This is a genomic window from Peribacillus sp. SIMBA_075 (assembly GCF_046534585.1).
Genome location: NZ_JAWRYN010000031.1, coordinates 1 through 19051, shown reverse-complemented (window position 1 = coordinate 19051; position 19051 = coordinate 1). Strand labels below are relative to the sequence as shown.

The window sequence follows — 19051 nt, the reverse complement described above, 5'->3', positions numbered from 1 at the left end:
AATGCCTCATGAAGTATATCCGATTCAATGATTCAATAATTGATACGGCCCTTTTTTTACAGCTGCAGGATCTCTCGACTGTTTTATCCGGCATTCCTGAGCTGGAATTCGAATACAATTATGGCTCTTTCATTGATCTGATCGAGTATAAGGTAACAGCCAGCCATTTTTGGGAAAACGGAAATAAGGAAGTGAAGGAAGCCGGGCTGAAAACAGACGTGCTCCTTAGGGCGATAGGTACGCTGCATCATACAACAATCCAGAGCATGAAGGAGTACCAGGACATCATCGGGGAAAGTTCGCTTCCAAAGTTTGCAGCCCAATTATTCGCCATATTGGAAGACTTGCGGTTGGAAGAATTGGTGAAGAAAGAAAGGCCAGGCACGAAAAAATGGTTTTCGGTAAGGAGGGCTTACCTTAAACAATATTTCGAAAGCCAATTGGCGACGAATGTCACAAGAAGTTTTGCACTGGATGAATTATACTGCCTCATATATTTACTGCTTCAATCCGACAGGCCGGACCCGATTTTCCCCAGGGCCAATGTACGGCAGCTGGAAGAACTGGAGAAAATCAAACCCTTCATCCATTCGGTCTTTGAAGCCACTAACACCAGTGATATCACGAGGATTTGTGAGCAAATCGTATTTCGTGTGAACGATGGGTACAAGGATACGATGAATGAATATTTCATCTTCCCAATTGCAAATGTGGAGAAGTATTTAGCAAATACCTTATTTGATGAACTGACTAGAAATGATGATCTGTTGAACGATGATACAGAAGATGTAGACGAAGAAAAAAGTGAGTTCATTGATGAAAAGTTCTCGACTTGGCATCGAGAGAATAAGAACGGCGAGAATAATTCGACCTTTCTTCAATTTGAATTGGAGCAAGGAACGAAAACAAGTCTGATGGGCGGAGGTGCGCGTGAAGCGGAAGATGCCGACCAAGCACTGGCTTCGATTCAGGGCTCATCAGGGGAAAGTCAACAAAAGGAATACAATCAGCAGGAAACGCTAGAGAAGAAACAAACGAATATTGGCAAAAGTGGTGAACATCCATTTGGTGAAGAAAATAAAGACGTCGTTCAGGTAATTAAAGAAGCCAAAATACCAACACTTACTGAGGAGAAGCGCTATCGTGAGTTTGTTGCCGATATCGAACCGTTTAAGAGAAAACTCTCCAGTACAATTGAAAAGACATTGGAAAATAAAAAGAATGCACCAAGAAAAGATTTGGTTTTTGGTCGTTTATCGAAAAAATTACTGCCGCTTGTACTTGAAGAAAATCCAAGGGTCTTTTATAAAAAGAACCAGGATTCAAATGAAATGGATGCCGTATTCACATTGCTTATCGATTGCTCGGCTTCAATGCATAACAAGATGGATGAAACGAAACGGGGGGTCGTCCTGTTTCATGAAGTGCTGAAAAAATTAAGGATCCCCCACTCGATCGTAGGTTTTTGGGAAGATGCAAATGAAGTGAGAGAAGGATATCAGCCGAATTACTTCCATGTAATCCAGTCCCATTCCGATTCTTTTTATCTGAATTCAGGAGCGAAAATCATGCAGCTTGAACCGGAGGAAGACAACCGGGACGGATACAGTATAAGGGTGGCCACAATGGAATTGGAAAAGAGACGTGAAAAAAACCGTTTCTTGCTCGTATTTTCAGATGGTGAGCCGGCAGCTGCCGATTATGATCAAAATGGAATAGTCGATACACATCTGGCCGTATCAGAAGCAAGGAAAAAAGGAATAGAAGTCATAGGCCTGTTTTTAGCGGATGGCAGCATAGATGAAAGTGAAGAAATGACGATGAAAAATATCTATGGCAAAGAACGGTTAATGATTCCGAGTGTAGCTGAATTACCCGAACAATTTACACCGCTGTTAAAAAAACTACTGCTGAAGACCATTTGATATGAAACATACTAATAATGAAATCGGAAGTTATGTTAGATCCTGATTGATAAATTGATAAACGCAGTAGGATTCAGATTTGGATCTTATTGTGTTTTTTTGTTTGTCATGCCGGTTCTTCGCAGTAAGTGAATGATTTCTTTGACGGGATTGGGGTAAACCATAGATGAGGAAGTGATCATTTTGATGAATTTAGTGTTTATGCTACTTTATTTTATAATTATTGTTCTTGTTATTGAAATATCGGTTACCTTGTTGAAATTGACTGGATTAAAAAGTACTGTAGCCAGATTTCAGGTTATCTCCATGCTTACAGGTACCGGTTTTACAACTGACGAGTCAAAATCCATTATTGATCATCCCGTTCGAAGGAAAATAAGCATGTTTTTAATTTTATTTGGTGCCTTCTCACTTGCTGTTATCATTTCATCGATTAGTACATTGCTTACAGATGACCTTCGTTTGATGGAGTTAAGCATCATTATTGGAATATTGGTGGTTTTAGCCATTTTTGTGAAAACTCCGTTCCTGAATAATAGAATATCGAATAAGATGCGCAGTGAGATGTACAATCATTATGAATTATGGGAACATCCGATAGAAGAGGTCCTATTTTTGGAAGATGAAGACGTGGTCATGGAGATTGATATTTATGAGGAATCCGAATTCATTGATGTCAAAGTGTTTGATGTCATACCACATGGTGCGGACATCAATATTTTATTTATTGAAAGCGGAGAAGTGAAAATCAGGAAAGAGTTATATGAGTATAAAATTAAATTAGGGGATAATCTCTTTTTATATGGAAATAAAAAGGAGATAGAAGACACATTTTCAAAAGAAATCGAAGTGATGAAGAAGAAAAAAAGTACACCGGAATGAAAAAAATCCCTGCCTTAATATAAGGCGGGGATTTTTTGGTGATGGGCTTCATTAATGTTTTTTATTCGGTAATTTCTGCGCGGGGTTGCCGTTACCTTGGCGGCGAAAATTGCCTTCTTCCTTTTTTTGCTGCTCTTGAATGCTCTCAACAAATTCCTTTGAACTTTTCATGGAATGGACCTCCTCCGTTATTTTCTTCTTTACTATAACCAAAAGAGGTGAAATTCATGAGTATGGAAGGGGACATTCTTCGCTTATCAACAAGGCTTCGATCAATGCAACTGCTCCAGGACCGGTTAACACAGAGTTGTTTATGTAGGGCCGTAAATTGAAGGGATGAAAAAAATGAATGCCTCCGGATGTTTAGTTGAAACGAATGACATTGCCAATGTGGTTTCATTTTTAGTGAGTAAACAAACCCAATGGGTTACGGGTCAGGTGAGTAGGGTAACTGGCGTTTAATTTATTCAATTAAAGCAACGTAATGATGAAAGTTGCTCTAGTATTTCTTTCATTTGAATTTGACCATTCCATTGAATTGTTTGAGCGATGATAAGAAAGCGCCAGATAAGAGGAACCGGATAAAAAACAAGCGCAGATAAAAGTGGATCCATTTTTGCCAGGAGACTCCTGCTAATGCAATGGTGGCCATGAAATTGAATACTATTTAAATATCGTTATCTAATGTTAGGATACATAACATTTGAATATTTCGAATATTGACAAAAATAGGGGCGGTAACTATAATAATCAATAATAATATCCATGAATAAACGTTTATTGGGGTTTTGCCTATGGAACGGACAACTGCTGTCCGAGAATTATGTGAGATGCATACTCACTTACTGGACAAGGATATTCAAACTCTTGAAAACTTGTCTGCGAATTTATCGTTGATAGCCAATTTGAATAAAGCGAATGTCTTTATTGATTGTCCGGTGCTTGAAGGAAAGCATGCCATCGTCGTGGCAGAGGCAAGCGCACATTCCGTAAAATCGGTTTATGATCATCCGGTTGTCGGGAAATTTGCCTATGAGGCTTTTGAGCCGGCAGTATTTTATGTATTGCGGACCGGAAAGGACATGTTCGTGAATCGCGCATTGACTCAAGAGGGAGCGATGGTGGAGCAAAGTGTCGTTCCGGTCAAGGGGGAATGCAATCGGGTCATAGCCGTTTTGATCATGGAGAAGGTGATTCAAGAAGAACCTGAAACGTTTAATCAGTTTGGAAGGCAAGATCAACAAAATTCCTTAGTTCCCGAATTTATCGAAGAGTCCATTTTCCTGATTAATAGCCAGAACCGACTTGTCTATACGAATCCCGCCGCCATTAATTTAGTAACGGAAATATGTTTGACCGACTGTGTGTTAGGGGACTCCATTTTAAATTATTTTCCAGGCTTTGCCGATGTTCTTGCTTCAAAGGAAGAGATTTTAATGATGGAACTGAACATTGGTAAAAAGATTTTCCAAATAAGGAAGTTCCATTTAGGTAACAAGAATGCCAATGAAACGTTCATCATCATCCGGGATCTGACTGAACTGCGGGATAAAGAGAGAGAGCTGATTAGCAAGTCAGTAGCCATTCGTGAAATTCATCATAGGGTGAAGAATAATTTGCAGACTGTTGCCAGTTTACTTCGGCTGCAAATGAGGATAGGGGCCCCTGAAGAAAGCAAGCCCCATTTATTGGTCAGTTTGAACCGGGTGTTAAGCATATCGTCGGTTTATGAAATCATTTTGGCAAGCAGCCATGTCGACCACGTGGATTTATTGGAGCTCATTAAGAAAATAGGAGATATGATTGTTTGTACGGAGGATCATGCCCGTAATGTCATAAGCATTGAATATTCGGGGGAGCTTCATTCCATTGATTCCGACATCGGCATTTCCGTCGCGCTGGTGGTGAATGAGCTCATTCATAATTGTGTGAAGCATGCTTTCATGGAAGGGACGGATGGGAAGATTACTGTATGCTTTCACAAGGATGGTCCTGAATTGGAGATTCAAGTTAAGGATGATGGCATCGGATATTCGCCGGCAGTGAAACCTTCATTGGGGCTGGATATCATCCGTATGACAGTGGAAAATGATTTGGAAGGGGAGTTTTCTATTCGCCAGATTAAAGGTGGTACCCTGGCTTCTGTAAGATTTCCATACAAGAGGTAGGTGGGAGACGTGGTCAAGAGGATTTTGGTCGTGGAAGATGAATCGATCGTTCTCCTTGATATAACGATTATGCTCAAGGATGCAGGCTTCGATGTGGTTGGACATGCACGTGACGGCGAGAAGGCGATTGAATTGGCACATGCCCTGCAGCCGGATCTCGTTTTGATGGACATAAAAATGCCTAAAATGAATGGGCTTAAGGCTAGCGAGGTGATTTCCAATACCTTTCAGATACCGGTCCTGCTTTTAACTGCATTTAGCCAGCGTGAATATATCGACGAGGCGAAACGGGCAAATATCGTAGGATATCTTGTAAAGCCAATAACGGAGGCGGATTTGATTCCCGCAGTGGAGATAGCTTTACTGCAAGCAGCCAATGCAAAAAAGTATCAGGAACGAAATGCCCAATTGGATGAAACGCTCACAAATCGTAAAGTCATTGAAAAGGCAAAAGGAATTATCATGAAAATGAAGAATGTATCGGAAGAAACCGCTTACAAAAAACTGAGAAAGCTAAGCATGGATAAGCAGCTTTCCATGGAGACAGTGGCACGCCTAATCGTTACAAAGGATCAAAAACAAGTAAATAGATGAAGCAATGGCGCTTTGATGGACCAAATTGGTTGTAGGTAGGCAATTCTACTGAAATAACCAAAGTTTGGGCTATAAGAGGCGTCTTTTTTTATACCCTTTTTTAAAGTCGATAGGCCAAATCAAATCGTAATTCAGGGGGAATATGTATGGAGATGGTAGGTAAATTCGTTATTTATATCATTATGGTGTGTGCCGTTGTCGGTGCAATGGCATCGATTAAAGACAGTGAGCAAGGCTTGGGCAAACAGTTCATGGAAGGTTTGCATACGGTTGGCCATATATTTATCCCGGCAGCTGGAATCATGGCCTCTATCCCCTATTTATCATGGTTCATCAATACAGTATGCGGTCCGATCTTCGCAGCGATCGGTGCAGATCCCGCACTCGCTGCAACAACGATTTTGGCAACGGATATGGGCGGCTATCAATTGGCGGCCGAGCTGCAGGAATCATATGAAGGCTGGATCATGGCGATGATTGTCGGATTCATGTCTGGAGCAACGATTGTATTCTCGATTCCAATGGGGCTTGCCATGCTAGAGAAGCGTGATCATAAATACATGGCACTTGGTGTCATGTCAGGGATCCTGACGATTCCCATTGGCGCCTTTATCTCAAGCGTGCTAGTGGTGGCAACGAATTCGAAAATTCGCGAAGTGATTTCCACGAATGCGAATTCTACACACGAATTCGCGTTGAGCTATTTAAAAATTGCCTTGAATCTTTCTCCACTTCTTATTTTTGTGGTGCTGCTTGCGTTAGGTCTTTATTTCCTGCCGGATTTGATGATCAAAGGGTTCATGTGGTTTGGGAAAATATTGGATGCCGCGATTAAACTTGTACTCGTATTTTCAATCGTGGAGATTTTCACCGGACTGTTTTCCAATGTATTTGGTGCTTGGGGGTTCCATCCCATCATGGCTGATAAGGCGGACCAGTTCCGTGCCCTGGAAACGGCAGGGTATATCGGGATTATGCTGGCAGGCGCTTTTCCAATGATTTACTTGATTCAAAAATATGCAGGCAGGCCGCTTGAAGTGATGGGCGGGAAAATCGGATTGAGCAAAGCGGGGAGTGCAGGGATTTTAGCCACGGTAGCCAATATATTGGCGATGTTCAAACTTGTTAAAGATATGCCTCCGAAGGATAAGGTCATAAACATTTCCTTCGCTGTGTGTGCAGCTTTCCTATTAGGCGATCATTTATCTTTCACAGCCAACTTTCAGCCATCCTTAATTTTACCCGTCATAGTAGGCAAGCTATCTGCCGGCGGTATTGGAATCGGTCTTGCTTACTGGCTGTCCGTTCCGAAAGCTTTGGAATTGGAGGGAAAAGATCGTGCAGCGGGAGTCATCGGCATAAATGAATATAAAACGAATAACCAGGAAGAAGATAGCGATGAAATCCAAGTGGTGTAAAACTGAGGTGTGAATTTAATGAATGAACAGACGGAACGAATCATCAGTGCAGGAATCGATATTGGCACTAGTACGACGAAACTTGTTATCAGCGAGCTTTCGCTTAGGAATGTGGCGGGTGGGGGACAGGTGCCAAAAATAGAAATTACAGATAAGAAAATTCTGTATCGAAGTCCCATTTTCAAGACCCCGCTTTTATCCGATACGGTTATTGATATACCTGCTGTTCAAAGTATGGTGGAAAGTGAATACCATCAAGCCGGGATCACGATGGAAAACATACAAACAGGGGCCGTCATCATCACAGGTGAAACGGCAACCAAACAAAATGCAGAAGAAATGGTATACCGGTTATCCAAAGCGGCAGGGGAATTCCTTGTAGCGGCAGCTGGGCCGGATTTGGAGGGAATCATTGCCGCAAAGGGATCTGGTGCCTATCAACATTCGATCGAGACAGGAAAGACTATAGCGAATATAGATATTGGCGGGGGAACGGCGAATATTGCCGTATACCGTTCTGGTATGCTTTGCGGAACTTGCACACTGCATATAGGAGGCCGTTTGGTGGAATGGGAGGGAGCGAAGGTGAAGGTTGCTCCCTCAATAGGAAAATGGCTGAAATCAAAAGGGCATTCACCTTTGAATGTTGATGGGGTAATCATCGCAAATGAAATGTCTAAGGTGCTTTCGAGGTTTTTGGCTGGTTCATTCACAAAAGAAGATGAACTTCTATTAGTGGGGAAGGAGCCATCTTGGACAGGACGAATAGATGTGTTGATGTTCTCGGGAGGTGTCAGTGATTGCATCTATCATGAAGAACGGGAAGAAAAAAGCTTTCAGGATATCGGCATGATGCTTGCAACCTCTATAAAGGAAAATGAAGTATTGGCTGCATGGGAGTGGGAACAGCCCGTTGAAACGGTTCGGGCGACTGTTCTAGGAGCAGGCACGCATACAACTGAAATCAGCGGTGCTACCATCGAGGTGAATGATTCTCATCTGCCAGTCCGTAATATCCCAGTCTACCGCATCGACTTTCAAGGCGTGCTGGATGATGGAACAGGGACAATGGCACAATCGGTTCAGGATGCGATAACGATATACGATCCACTAAAGGAAGGACTGAATTTTGCCTTTTATTTAACGAATTTACCTTATCTATCTTTTCGGGACATACAGCAGCTCGCAGCCGAATTTACCGAGGCTTTGATGCAAAAGCCGAATCAGCAGCAACCTCTGATAATTGTGATGGACAGTGATTATGGGAAGGTGCTTGGTCAAACATTTCTAGCGAACCGACCAGATTTGCCGGTCATCTGCATTGATCAGACACAAGTGGAACATGGGGATTATTTAGATATAGGAAGGCTGCTGCGGACAGGGGTCGTTCCGGTTGTCGTAAAAACACTGACCTTCCACAACTAAGAAACGGAGGATTATACGATGAAATTATCTGCTCAATACTTTGGGGAAATCCATCAATTCAAATCGTTGAAAGAAGTCTTGGCCAAAGCGAATGAAGAGAAATCAGGAGATAGGCTTGCGGGAATTGCGGCGGATTCTGTCCAAGAACGGATTGCGGCGAAAGCTGTGCTTAGCGAATTGACTTTGGCGGACATTAGGAATTATCCCTTACTCTCCCCGGAAGAGGATGAAGTGTCACGGATCATAGATGGTCTCATCAATGGAACCATCTATCAATCTGTGAAGAATTGGAGCGTTGCCGAGCTTCGTGAATATATTTTGAGTGACGAAACGACAGGTGACGATTTAAAGCGAATAAGCAGGGGGCTGAATAGTGAAATGATTGCTGCGGCAGCCAAGATCATGTCGAACCTTGACCTTATCCATGCTGCCAATAAAATCGAAGTGCTCACAAAGAATAATAGTACGATTGGATACAAGGGAACGCTTGCTTCGCGCCTTCAGCCTAACCACCCGACTGACAATGTGGATGGCATGCTCGCATCTTTGAAAGAAGGTCTCTCCTATGGAATCGGGGATGCCCTCATTGGAATCAACCCTGTTGATGATTCAGTCGAAAGCGTAAAGCGGCTGCTTCATGCGACACAGGACGTAATCCAGAAGTGGAATATCCCGACCCAAAATTGTGTACTTGCGCATGTGACCACTCAAATGAAGGCCGTACAGCAGGGTGCACCTGCTGATATGATCTTTCAAAGCATAGCCGGAACGGAAGCGGCCAATCGTTCTTTTGGAATTGACGTTCAATTGCTCGAAGAAGCCAACGAGGTGGCAAAGGCTCATGGGACCGGCACAGGTCCGCAGCATCTTTATTTTGAAACGGGGCAAGGCTCGGAGTTATCGGCGGAAGCGCATTTCGGAATCGATCAGGTGACGCTTGAAGCCAGAAACTATGGATTTGCCCGCTATTTTGATCCGTACATTGTCAATACGGTCGTCGGATTCATCGGACCTGAATATCTATATAACAGCAAGCAGGTCATCCGCGCCGGGTTGGAAGATCATTTCATGGGAAAAATGCATGGTCTGCCGATGGGAGTGGATATTTGCTATACGAATCATATGAAGGCGGATCAGAATGATATCGAGGACCTGGGTGTACTTTTAACGGCGGCTGGTGTGAATTTCATCATCGCAACTCCGATGGGGGATGACTGCATGTTAAACTATCAGTCTTTGAGTTATCACGATATAGCGACATTGAGACAAACGATGGATAAGCGGCCAGCCCCATTATATGAAGCTTGGCTGGAGAAGATGGGGATTCTGGAAAACGGCAAGTTAACGAAGCGTGCCGGTGATCCAACTATTTTTAACCATTAGGAGTGGATGATATGAGAATGAAAGATCCGAATAATAAAGAAGAATTGGATGCCTTGATAGCGAAAACCCCTGCCCGGATAGGGATAGGCAGATCGGGGACACGTCCTAAAACGGATTCCTGGCTGAAATTCCGCTTTGACCATGCGGCGGCCGTTGATGCTGTATATGGTGAAGTCAGTGAAACTCTATTGAAACGCATGGATTTATTCAAGGTGAAAACGAAGGCCGATGATAAGGAGGTCTATTTACGGCGTCCGGATTATGGCAGGAAGCTGTCGGACGAAGCAAAGCGAATGATCGAAGCAAAATGCATAAAGGCCCCAACGGTTCAAATCATCATTTCCGATGGCTTAAGTGCCAAGGCGATCGAAGAGAATGTGGAGGACGTCTATTTATCTTTCAGACAATCTTTGGCAGCGGCAAAATTGGATGCAGGTACACCGTTCTATATTGAAAAGGGCCGGGTTGCCGTGATGGATGATATTGGAGAAATCCTTAGGCCTGAGGTCATTGTCCTGTTGATCGGCGAACGGCCCGGTCTTGTCAGTGCTGAATCATTAAGCGCTTATATTTGCTATAAACCTTGTTTGGGCATAATTGAAGCAGAGAGGATGGTCATTTCCAACATCCATAAAGGCGGGATCCCGCCAGTTGAAGCGGGTGCACATCTTGGCACGGTCATTCAAAAGATCCTTAAATACCAAGCGAGCGGCATGACACTCGTGAAGAAAGAACATGAAGAAGAAAAGAGTGAAAAACTCGGTTGAACCCCTAGTGTCTAAAAAAGGAAGTTCGGATGGTCTCTTTCCTGACGATCATTAAGACTAGGTCGTTGATTTCCTCTCCAGGCACTCGCTTTATATGTTTTTTTATTGTTTTATGAATCCGTTATTGGTGGAAGAAAATTGCGACACACCTGCCGAGGAGGCTTGGCAGACAGTCGGCGGAAAGGGAGCGGATTTTCTGAAATCAATCGGAACGTTTTTGAAATAAAAAACACCCCGTAAATGTTAGTTTTGTGTCTATCATTTACGGGGCAGTTCGAATTTGTCTAAAGTCTGGGAGGCGCGAATCGTTCCTCTATTTACTTGTCCCTAAATTCCACAATCCAAACGGGTTGTAGAAGGGATGGTCTTCTTCATATCTAAAGTCCTGAAGGCCCGTCAATATAAAGTCGGGGGCATCTTGTTGTATGCTAAAGGTTTCGCCAGTTGTAAAGAGAGGCCGTTCACCTAGATTGTAATAATTAAATGTGTTAAGTAAAGATGCCGCCTCTTTCGGACTCATTGTGTTAAGTGTCACGGCATCTGGAAGCCCAAAGGCTTTCATTCCGAATGAACAATAATAATCTTCCTCTCCGATGATCGTGGCAAAATGGGCATATACCGAGAGAATATCGGGGCTTTGATGAAGCTTTTGCCAATCTTCCTTTGAATGGGCAATGCCAGCTGTTTCTATTTTCACTGCCATTCCGCCTGCCCTAAGGATTGCTGCCCCAGCATCGATCAAGTCCGTAACATTTCCGGTATCGGCTATTATATAAACGGTAAAGGTATGTTCATTGATTTCCGCTAATAATCTCTCTGAAAAGGCATCTTTACTGGCGTAAGAAAAGGTCTCTTTTAAAGTGGGTTCATAATCCTGGATTTCTGCCTGAAAAGTTATGTTCTTATCCTTGTTATGAAAAATATTCCCTGCTAACAGGTACCCTTCGCTTTGGGAAGCGACCGTTTGAATCAATTCTGCCCGTTCCTTCCACTTTCCGGGTATCCCGATGATGATTTGGTTTTCCGTCATGAATCATCTCTCCTTTCCGATCCATTCATACTATACCACTCTTGATGTTCACCATAGCATTTTATAATATATAGCGCCAACCCGCCGAGTTAATGCGAGTGAGGGATGTACAGGACTTTTTCAAACTTATACAATTGATGTATAATATAATCTAGTAAACGTATAGCCTATCTTCAAAGGAATTCCCGTAAAGGGTTTTCTCGTAGGGCAGTATCTTAATAATCTAATCGGTATATTCAATGATGAAAGAGAGTGGAATATAATGGGTCGTAAGTGGAATAACATTAAAGAAAAAAAAGCGTCAAAAGATGCAAATACAAGTCGGATTTATGCTAAGTTCGGACGGGAAATATATGTAGTGGCGAAACAAGGTGAACCAGATCCGGAATCCAACCAGGCGTTAAGGGTCGTACTTGAGCGTGCGAAAACGTACAATGTTCCCAGAGCGATCATTGACCGTGCGATTGAAAAGGCCAAAGGCGGTTCGGAAGAAAGCTATGACGAACTTCGTTATGAAGGATTCGGTCCAAATGGATCAATGGTCATCGTGGATGCATTGACAAACAATGTGAACCGGACGGCATCTGATGTACGTGCCGCATTCGGGAAAAATGGCGGGAATATGGGTGTCAGCGGTTCTGTTGCTTATATGTTCGATGCAACGGCTGTCATCGGGATTGAAGGTAAAACGGCTGATGATGTGCTTGAACTGTTAATGGAAGCGGATGTTGACGTACGTGACATCATTGAAGAAGAAGAAGCGGTCATCGTTTATGCTGAACCTGAACAATTCCATGCTGTGCAACAAGCATTCAAGGATGCGGGAATCACCGATTTTACAGTGGCAGAGCTAACGATGCTTGCACAAAATGACCTAACCCTTCCAGAAGATGCACAGGTACAATTCGAAAAGATGATTGATGCATTGGAAGATTTGGAAGATGTGCAACAAGTTTATCATAATGTAGATCTTGGTGAATGAAAAAACGGGCAGACCTTTGCTATATGATCAAAGGCCTGCTTATTTTATCTAATGCAAAAGAGCCTGTTTTGATGAAACAGGCTCTTTCCTTTTGATTATTCACTTATGACGATTCCGGAAAGTTCACGGTCTTTCTTTACCCTTTCCATTTCCGAAATAGTGACCAGCTGATATCCTTTGTCATGCAGTTGTTTGATGATTTTTCCTGCAGCTTCGGCGCTAGTTTGATAGATATCATGCATTAATATGACTCCGCCGTCTTTGGCTTTACTCATCACATTGCTCACGATTTTCTTTTCATTGCGGTCTTTCCAATCTTCGGGATCGACATCCCAGAGTGTGACTTCCATATCCTCCATGTATTCACGCACATTATCGTTAATCGCTCCATATGGGGGACGGACGAGACTTGGCTCAGAACCTGTAGCTTTTTCTACAGCGTCTTGGGTCTGTTCGATTTGACTCTTGATTTTGTTCTTGCTTAAGCGAGTCAGCTGCGGATGATCCCATGAATGGTTGCCGATCTCATTTCCTTGTTCAAGCATTTTTTGCAGAACTTCCGGATAGTGCTGTACGCGGCTTCCAAGCACAAAGAAGGTCGCGTGTGCATCATACTTGTTCAGGTCTTCAAGAATGGACATGGTATAAATTGGATGTGGCCCGTCATCGAACGTCAAGGCAATGACCTTTTTTGATGGGTCAATCCATTCATTTTGCACGGGCAGTTTAGCGACGATATGTTTCGGCTGCCATTCCTTTACACGATCCTCATTCAATTCTTTACTTTTATATGAATCTAGCAAGCTATCATTAAAAAGTTCCTTCTTGATGGCTATTGTATGAGTCTTAGCTGAATCATCAGTCTTAACGTAGAATACAAGCGTATTTTTCAAGACTGAAAAAGAATCGAAGTTGGCCGCCTTCAGTTTGTTTTCCTTCTTAATAAGACTCTGTGAAATGCCTTCTTCTTCCTTCTCGGTTAACTCTTCAAAAACAATATCGGATAAAACGGATAAATAATCAGAATCCGTGGCAAAGATGTCTTCTATAGAGAGCTTTTGCTGAGATGGAATATCATAAGTGAAGATCCGGGATTCGGACTGCTTCTTTCCTTCCACTTGTTCATATTTATCGAAGGAAATGGTAATGGTCTGCTTGCTGAAATGAAGGATCGTGTATGTGAGGTTCAGCTCGGATGCTTTTCCGTCGGATGCTTTCCATCTTTTTTCATAATCTTTAATTTCTTTTTTTATGTAAGCTTCTAGTTGCTTGTCGATATTTTCTATATGCAAAACGGGTCTGCTGGCCGAATAACCGCCTTTCGTATTATCTTTCAAATACGTTTGAATATCAGCTTCCGGGTAATTTTTATCGTTTGTATAGGCGGAAACGGTTCGCTTCTTATCAAAAGCAAGGCTTTTGATGGCTAACCCCATCGTTCCCACTGCAGCTATTAGACAAAATAGAAAAATAAAGACTTTTTTATAATTTAGTTTCCTCATGTTGCACTCCACCTCGATAATCATTCTACTATATAGACGCGCCAAAAGCCTTAAAAGTTTGTAAAAATTTTCATTTTTTTATTTATAAATATTTCCTTGTTCATTTTCAAACTTTTATGGCTGCACGAACGTCTATCCTTTGTACCTAGGATACGTAATTTAAATGTAAGGAGCTCTATCATGCAATGAAAAATCTAGATATGAATCAATTAATAACGGGCCGGATAACCGAACGGCAAGACAATTTGTACAGACTTGCTTTTTACTATGTCAAAAATCAAGAGGATGCGCTTGATATCGTGCAGGAATCGATAAGAAAAGCACTTGCCTCCAGCAACAAAATAAAAGACGCTGCTTCTATAGATAGCTGGTTATATAAGATCATAGTCCGAACGTCACTTGATGTTTTGCGAAAGAAAAAGAAGCTGACAGTCGCCGATGACGAAACAATAGAATACTTACGCAGCGGAGAGGAAGATCACTACCCCGACCTGGATTTACAAAATGCCCTGGAAGGACTTTCGGTCAAGTATAAAACAGTAGTCGTTCTTCGTTTCTTTGAGGACCTGAAGTTGGAAGAGATAGCGGAGGTTCTGGAAGAGAATGTAAGCACGATTAAAACGAGATTATATAAAGCGCTGCAACTATTGCGGATCAACATGACTGAACGGGAGGAAACGAAAAGATGGAAAAAAAATTAAAGGATCTGCGGGAAGAGTATCTTAAAACACCGATCCCTAAAGAATTGAAAGATGTCGTTCAAGCAGCTTTGAATGAAAAGCCAAGGAAGAAGTCAAGGGTTGGAAGGAATATCCTGGTGTCTGCGGCTGCAGCGCTTCTGATAGTGACAGCTTCCGTAAACATCAGTCCGGCAGTGGCAAAGGCCATGAGTGATATTCCGATAGTCGATAAGGTCATTAAAGTGATCACCTTCGTCGAGTGGAAAGAGGATGTGAATAATTCCTCGGCCGTGATCAAAACACCTGCAATTTCCGGACTGGAGAATAAACAGCTTGAAAATAGCCTGAATGATAAATACTTATCGGAAAGCAAACAGCTATACAAGGAATTCACGGACTCCATGTCAAAACTGAAGGAAGGGGAAAAGGGCAATATGTCGGTGGAAAGCGGATATGAGATATTGACAGATAATGAAACGATATTATCCGTACAGCGCTATACGGACACGATTTCTGCTTCCAGTTCTACAGAAAGTCAATTCGATACAGTCGACAAGAAAAACGAAGTGCTTTTAACGTTAAATAGCCTATTTAAAGATGATCGTTATCTTCAGGTGATCAGTAAGAACATCAAGGAACAGATGAAGCGGCAGATGGCTGAAGATCCGGAAAAGATATATTGGGTCGAAGATGATGATCTTACTGCATTTAAAGGCATTGATGAAAACCAAAACTTTTATATAAACAAAGATGGCAAGCTAGTCATCGCCTTTAACAGCTATGAAGCTGCGCCAGGGTATATGGGGGCCGTCGAGTTCATCATCCCGACCAAGGTTATTTCAGAATTACTTGTGGGTGATCAATATATCCATTAAATGAACTTATTTGTAATGTCCGTTAATTATACTTATGAAGGGCGAGGGGTTTATAAAACGGGAACTCACAAAAACCATTAAAAAGACGAACCAATGTTACTTGACTACAGTAACCTTGGCTCGTCTTTTTTTTCATCAAATTTCATCTGATCCAGTTCCAGCCTCATTTTTTCCGTCTCCATAAGGAAGTTTTCATGTTTAAGTTTTTCAAGTTCCAGTTCAACTTGTAGCATCTTGTGTTTGTTTTTTGCCTGTTTTTCGAAATGGCTTGTCAGTATGGCGATTATAGGGATGGAAAAAATCATCACCACGGTTACTAACCCTATCATATTTGTACCTCCTCATTTTTTTGTTATTTCTATTATACGGTGTATATAACGGTTTTGGTGGGGTTATTTCAAGGTTCGCAATTTCCCTCTGGTAACCAAAGTGTTTTCAAACGTAATACATGGGTAAAGTTAGGGCAATATATCATTCATGGAAGCTTCCTTTTAGACTAAATTGATTGGGTGTTTTTTTTAGGAGGATTTTAGTGTGAATTGCTTTGTTTAATAGCTATTATTATTTATTTTGAAATCAATTATTTAAATATAATAAATATTTGTTTACAACAGAGAAAATAAAAGTTATCATACAATAATAAAAGGAGGGCTAGGTATGGCAACGATAAATAAACAGAAAATTGTGGATAGTGTACCCCAAAAAGGTTTTTTTGGAAACCCAAAAGGACTATTCACCCTTTTCTTCACTGAGTTCTGGGAGCGTTTCTCCTATTATGGCATGAAGGCCATTCTTGTTTACTATATGTATTACGAAGTTTCTAAAGGGGGACTAGGTCTTGATGAACACACAGCCCTTGCCCTAGTATCCATCTACGGATCTTTAGTATATATGTCCGGTATAATTGGCGGATGGCTTGCCGATAGGATTTTCGGGACTTCAAAAGCCGTATTTTACGGTGGTATTTTGATCATGCTCGGGCATATTGTCCTTGCTGTACCAGGCAGTCTCTCCATGTTCTTTGTTTCCATGGTACTCATTGTTCTGGGTACTGGTCTATTAAAACCGAATGTTTCCAGCATTGTAGGGGAAATATACGCGGAAAATGACGATCGCCGGGATTCCGGTTTCAGTATATTCTATATGGGTATCAACATGGGTGCATTCCTTTCACCGTTTCTTGTCGGTACAGTCGGAATGAATTACAGCTTCCACCTTGGTTTTGGGCTGGCGGCAATTGGTATGTTAATTGGGCTCATTGTCTTTGTTGCAACAAAGAAAAAGAACCTGGGCCTAGCTGGAACTCTTCCTGCTAACCCATTATCACAAAATGAAAAGAAAACCGTATTCACTAAATTGGGAATAGCTGCATTGATTTTAGCTGCCATCATTGGCATCACTGCCACTAAAGGTATCTTAACGATTAAAACCTTTATTAATCTTGTAGGTATTCTAGGGATCCTTATTCCGACCCTTTATTTCATTTTCATGTATCGCAGCCCTAAAACAACTTCTGTTGAACGTTCACGATTGATGGCCTATATTCCTTTGTTCATAGCAGCTGTCATGTTCTGGGCAATTCAAGAGCAAGGTGCAACTATATTAGCAAGTTATGCAGACAAACGGACACAGTTGAATTTTGCTGGAATGCAATTAAACCCGGCATGGTTCCAATCATTGAACCCTTTGTTCATCATTACCCTTGCACCAGTATTCGCATGGTTATGGATTAAACTAGGAAAGCGCCAGCCGACCATACCACAAAAATTCTCAATAGGTCTACTGTTCGCCGGGTTATCATTCCTGGTGATCCTGCTTCCTGTTTATTTCGGTGGATCAGACTCTTTAGTCAATCCGCTATGGCTTGTACTTAGCTATTTCCTTGTAGTGCTTGGAGAACTTTGTTTATCCCCTGTTGGACTTTCAGCAACTACAAAATTGGCTCCAGCTGCATTCTCGGCACAAACGATGAGCCTGTGGTTCCTGGCAAGTGCAGCAGCACAAGCACTAAACGCACAAATCGTCAGATTCTACACTCCTCAAACCGAAATGGCTTATTTTGGAGTGATCGGCGTTGCTTCAATAATCCTTGGACTGGCCCTGATGGCCTTATCACCAAAGATTCAAGGTTACATGAAAGGCATTCGCTAACACTTAGCCAGCAGTAAGGAAAAAAGGAATGGACTATATAATGAAGATGACCTCGAATTAAACGGGGTCATCTTTTTTATTGCAATGATTTTGTGCATCTTGCTTTTTCGCATTGTAATAGTATCGACCGTGCCAGATTGATTACATACCATTTTTACCAAAAAATTGATATGATGTTTTAGCAGCCTCATAGTTTATGCTTAAAAAAACAATGAAGCTTCATTCCAAAGTAAATAGGAGTAGCGAAATGAATAAATTTTATAGAGCTTTAACTCATGTAAACAAAATAGTTTATGAACCTAATCATCTTTCTATAAAATCAATTCAAGAAGAATATCAAAATTCCGAATACGGAGCTGGAACATTTCACTTAAATGCAAAATCGGTTCGATTTAGAGTCGCAAAAATAACACCCAATAAAGTGGGACAGTTTGTTGCGTTTTGGGAAAAAGACGAAAATGATAAAAATCAACCCTTTGCATATGAAAATTCTCCTGATTTATTGGTCATCAATACCTCAATGAGTAATGACCATTTTGGGCAATTTATTTTCCCGAAAGAAATTCTCGCAAAACAAAATGTCCTTAAAACGCAAAATGTAAAAGGGAAAATGGCAATAAGGATTTATCCTATTTGGGATAATCCAACTAGTAAACAGGCAATAACGACTCAAAAGTGGCAACTACCTTTTTTTGTTGATTTGAGTCATGCGAATAAGTTACCCATACAAAAAATTTTAGAACTATATTCTATGTGAATTTTCCATGTAGGAACCACTTAGCTATCAATGGTTCATGAAGAGGCTGTTAGGGGTGAGTTTTATATTTAAATATCTCACTCAACTTTTCAAATAGACAGGAGGTAAGAATGAAACGTTTACTTGGAATATGCATATCCCTGCAAATGACTTTCGTTCTGCTTTTCATCACGGGGATTCTCCCAAAGTTGAATTCATATGTTGGAGCCAGCATTTATTTGATCATTGGGTTTGCAAGTCTGATGATCAGCTTATATTTAGCAGGTAAAAAATTTCTCTTGGGCATTTCGGTTATTGCCATCATCTTTTCGGTGCTTATCATTTGTTTCACCATTTTCATTTATTTCTTGCCTGAAGCCGGGATGCCGCCGGAAATCCCTTTGTTTGAATAGGTGAGTTCATCTAAAATTCAAGCGAAAAAAGGGCATCCCATTGAGAGGGCACTGAAAAAGTCCCTTCCGGGCCAATAGAGGTAGATTTTCTCAGTTTATTCTGAGGAAATCTACCTTTTT

The 19051-nt window shown here is 41.6% G+C and carries 17 protein-coding genes and 1 pseudogene; 14 read left to right on the top strand and 4 right to left on the bottom strand.

The genetic code is table 11. From position 1 onward, the window contains the following. Positions 1 to 8 precede the first annotated feature (8 nt). A complete protein-coding gene (locus tag SB775_RS19260; protein WP_410862812.1) occupies positions 9 to 1925 on the top strand; it encodes a vWA domain-containing protein in 1917 nt (638 codons plus the stop codon). A gap of 186 nt (positions 1926 to 2111) precedes the next feature. After that, complete coding sequence (locus SB775_RS19255) at positions 2112 to 2807, top strand: hypothetical protein (RefSeq protein WP_410862842.1); 696 nt, start codon at positions 2112 to 2114, stop codon at positions 2805 to 2807. A 51-nt stretch (positions 2808 to 2858) separates the two neighbouring features. Here the strand turns inward: SB775_RS19255 and SB775_RS19250 are convergent, their stop codons facing one another. Further along, complete coding sequence (locus SB775_RS19250; RefSeq protein WP_061465287.1) at positions 2859 to 2978, bottom strand: DUF4023 family protein; 120 nt, start codon at positions 2976 to 2978, stop codon at positions 2859 to 2861. 623 nt (positions 2979 to 3601) lie between these two features. Here SB775_RS19250 and SB775_RS19245 point away from each other — a divergent pair. The 6 genes and pseudogenes from SB775_RS19245 to eutC all read left to right on the top strand — a co-directional run. Further along, positions 3602 to 4975 carry a sensor histidine kinase gene (locus SB775_RS19245; protein WP_410862810.1) on the top strand — a complete coding sequence of 458 codons (1374 nt, stop codon included), beginning with the start codon at positions 3602 to 3604 and terminating at the stop codon, positions 4973 to 4975. Between the two features lie 9 nt (positions 4976 to 4984). Next, complete coding sequence (locus SB775_RS19240) at positions 4985 to 5569, top strand: ANTAR domain-containing response regulator (protein ID WP_377386397.1); 585 nt, start codon at positions 4985 to 4987, stop codon at positions 5567 to 5569. A gap of 146 nt (positions 5570 to 5715) precedes the next feature. After that, positions 5716 to 6987: an ethanolamine utilization protein EutH gene (eutH, locus tag SB775_RS19235; RefSeq protein ID WP_410862808.1), complete on the top strand. Its 1272-nt coding sequence runs from the start codon at positions 5716 to 5718 to the stop codon at positions 6985 to 6987. Positions 6988 to 7005: 18 nt separating this feature from the next. Then, positions 7006 to 8412 (top strand): ethanolamine ammonia-lyase reactivating factor EutA, encoded by a 1407-nt coding sequence (locus tag SB775_RS19230; protein WP_410862806.1) that lies wholly within the window; start codon positions 7006 to 7008, stop codon positions 8410 to 8412. Positions 8413 to 8430: 18 nt separating this feature from the next. Next, entirely contained in the window at positions 8431 to 9795 is a 1365-nt protein-coding gene (locus tag SB775_RS19225) for an ethanolamine ammonia-lyase subunit EutB (protein ID WP_410862805.1), read from the top strand. A gap of 17 nt (positions 9796 to 9812) precedes the next feature. Beyond that, positions 9813 to 10562 (top strand): annotated as a pseudogene (gene eutC, locus SB775_RS19220) (ethanolamine ammonia-lyase subunit EutC); the annotation flags it as partial. 313 nt (positions 10563 to 10875) lie between these two features. Here the strand turns inward: eutC and SB775_RS19215 are convergent. Continuing rightward, positions 10876 to 11592, bottom strand: coding sequence for a DUF4261 domain-containing protein (locus tag SB775_RS19215; RefSeq protein WP_410862803.1), 717 nt, complete (start codon positions 11590 to 11592; stop codon positions 10876 to 10878). A gap of 262 nt (positions 11593 to 11854) precedes the next feature. Here SB775_RS19215 and SB775_RS19210 point away from each other — a divergent pair, with 262 nt between their 5' ends. Beyond that, positions 11855 to 12574 (top strand): YebC/PmpR family DNA-binding transcriptional regulator, encoded by a 720-nt coding sequence (locus tag SB775_RS19210; protein ID WP_089362702.1) that lies wholly within the window; start codon positions 11855 to 11857, stop codon positions 12572 to 12574. Between the two features lie 95 nt (positions 12575 to 12669). Here SB775_RS19210 and SB775_RS19205 read toward each other — a convergent pair whose 3' ends face one another. Then, complete coding sequence (locus SB775_RS19205) at positions 12670 to 14076, bottom strand: polysaccharide deacetylase family protein (RefSeq protein ID WP_410862801.1); 1407 nt, start codon at positions 14074 to 14076, stop codon at positions 12670 to 12672. Positions 14077 to 14261: 185 nt separating this feature from the next. Here SB775_RS19205 and sigV point away from each other — a divergent pair, with 185 nt between their 5' ends. Both sigV and rsiV read left to right on the top strand, forming a co-directional pair. Continuing rightward, complete coding sequence (sigV, locus tag SB775_RS19200) at positions 14262 to 14777, top strand: RNA polymerase sigma factor SigV (protein WP_410862800.1); 516 nt, start codon at positions 14262 to 14264, stop codon at positions 14775 to 14777. After that, positions 14762 to 15631 (top strand): anti-sigma-V factor RsiV, encoded by an 870-nt coding sequence (gene rsiV, locus SB775_RS19195; RefSeq protein ID WP_410862799.1) that lies wholly within the window; start codon positions 14762 to 14764, stop codon positions 15629 to 15631. The genes sigV and rsiV overlap by 16 nt, the downstream gene beginning before the upstream one ends. 104 nt (positions 15632 to 15735) lie before the next feature. Here rsiV and SB775_RS19190 read toward each other — a convergent pair whose 3' ends face one another. Then, complete coding sequence (locus tag SB775_RS19190; protein ID WP_089362706.1) at positions 15736 to 15960, bottom strand: hypothetical protein; 225 nt, start codon at positions 15958 to 15960, stop codon at positions 15736 to 15738. Positions 15961 to 16288: 328 nt separating this feature from the next. On the opposite strand from SB775_RS19190, the gene SB775_RS19185 reads away from it, so the two are divergent. The 3 genes from SB775_RS19185 (at position 16289) to SB775_RS19175 (ending at position 18931) form a co-directional block, all read left to right on the top strand. Then, entirely contained in the window at positions 16289 to 17782 is a 1494-nt protein-coding gene (locus SB775_RS19185; protein WP_410862797.1) for a peptide MFS transporter, read from the top strand. A 247-nt stretch (positions 17783 to 18029) separates the two neighbouring features. After that, the gene (locus SB775_RS19180) at positions 18030 to 18539 is read left to right on the top strand and encodes a MepB family protein (RefSeq protein ID WP_125161253.1); all 510 of its coding nucleotides are present in this window, start codon (positions 18030 to 18032) and stop codon (positions 18537 to 18539) included. Positions 18540 to 18649: 110 nt separating this feature from the next. Then, positions 18650 to 18931 (top strand): alpha/beta hydrolase, encoded by a 282-nt coding sequence (locus tag SB775_RS19175; RefSeq protein WP_410862795.1) that lies wholly within the window; start codon positions 18650 to 18652, stop codon positions 18929 to 18931. Positions 18932 to 19051: the final 120 nt, after the last annotated feature.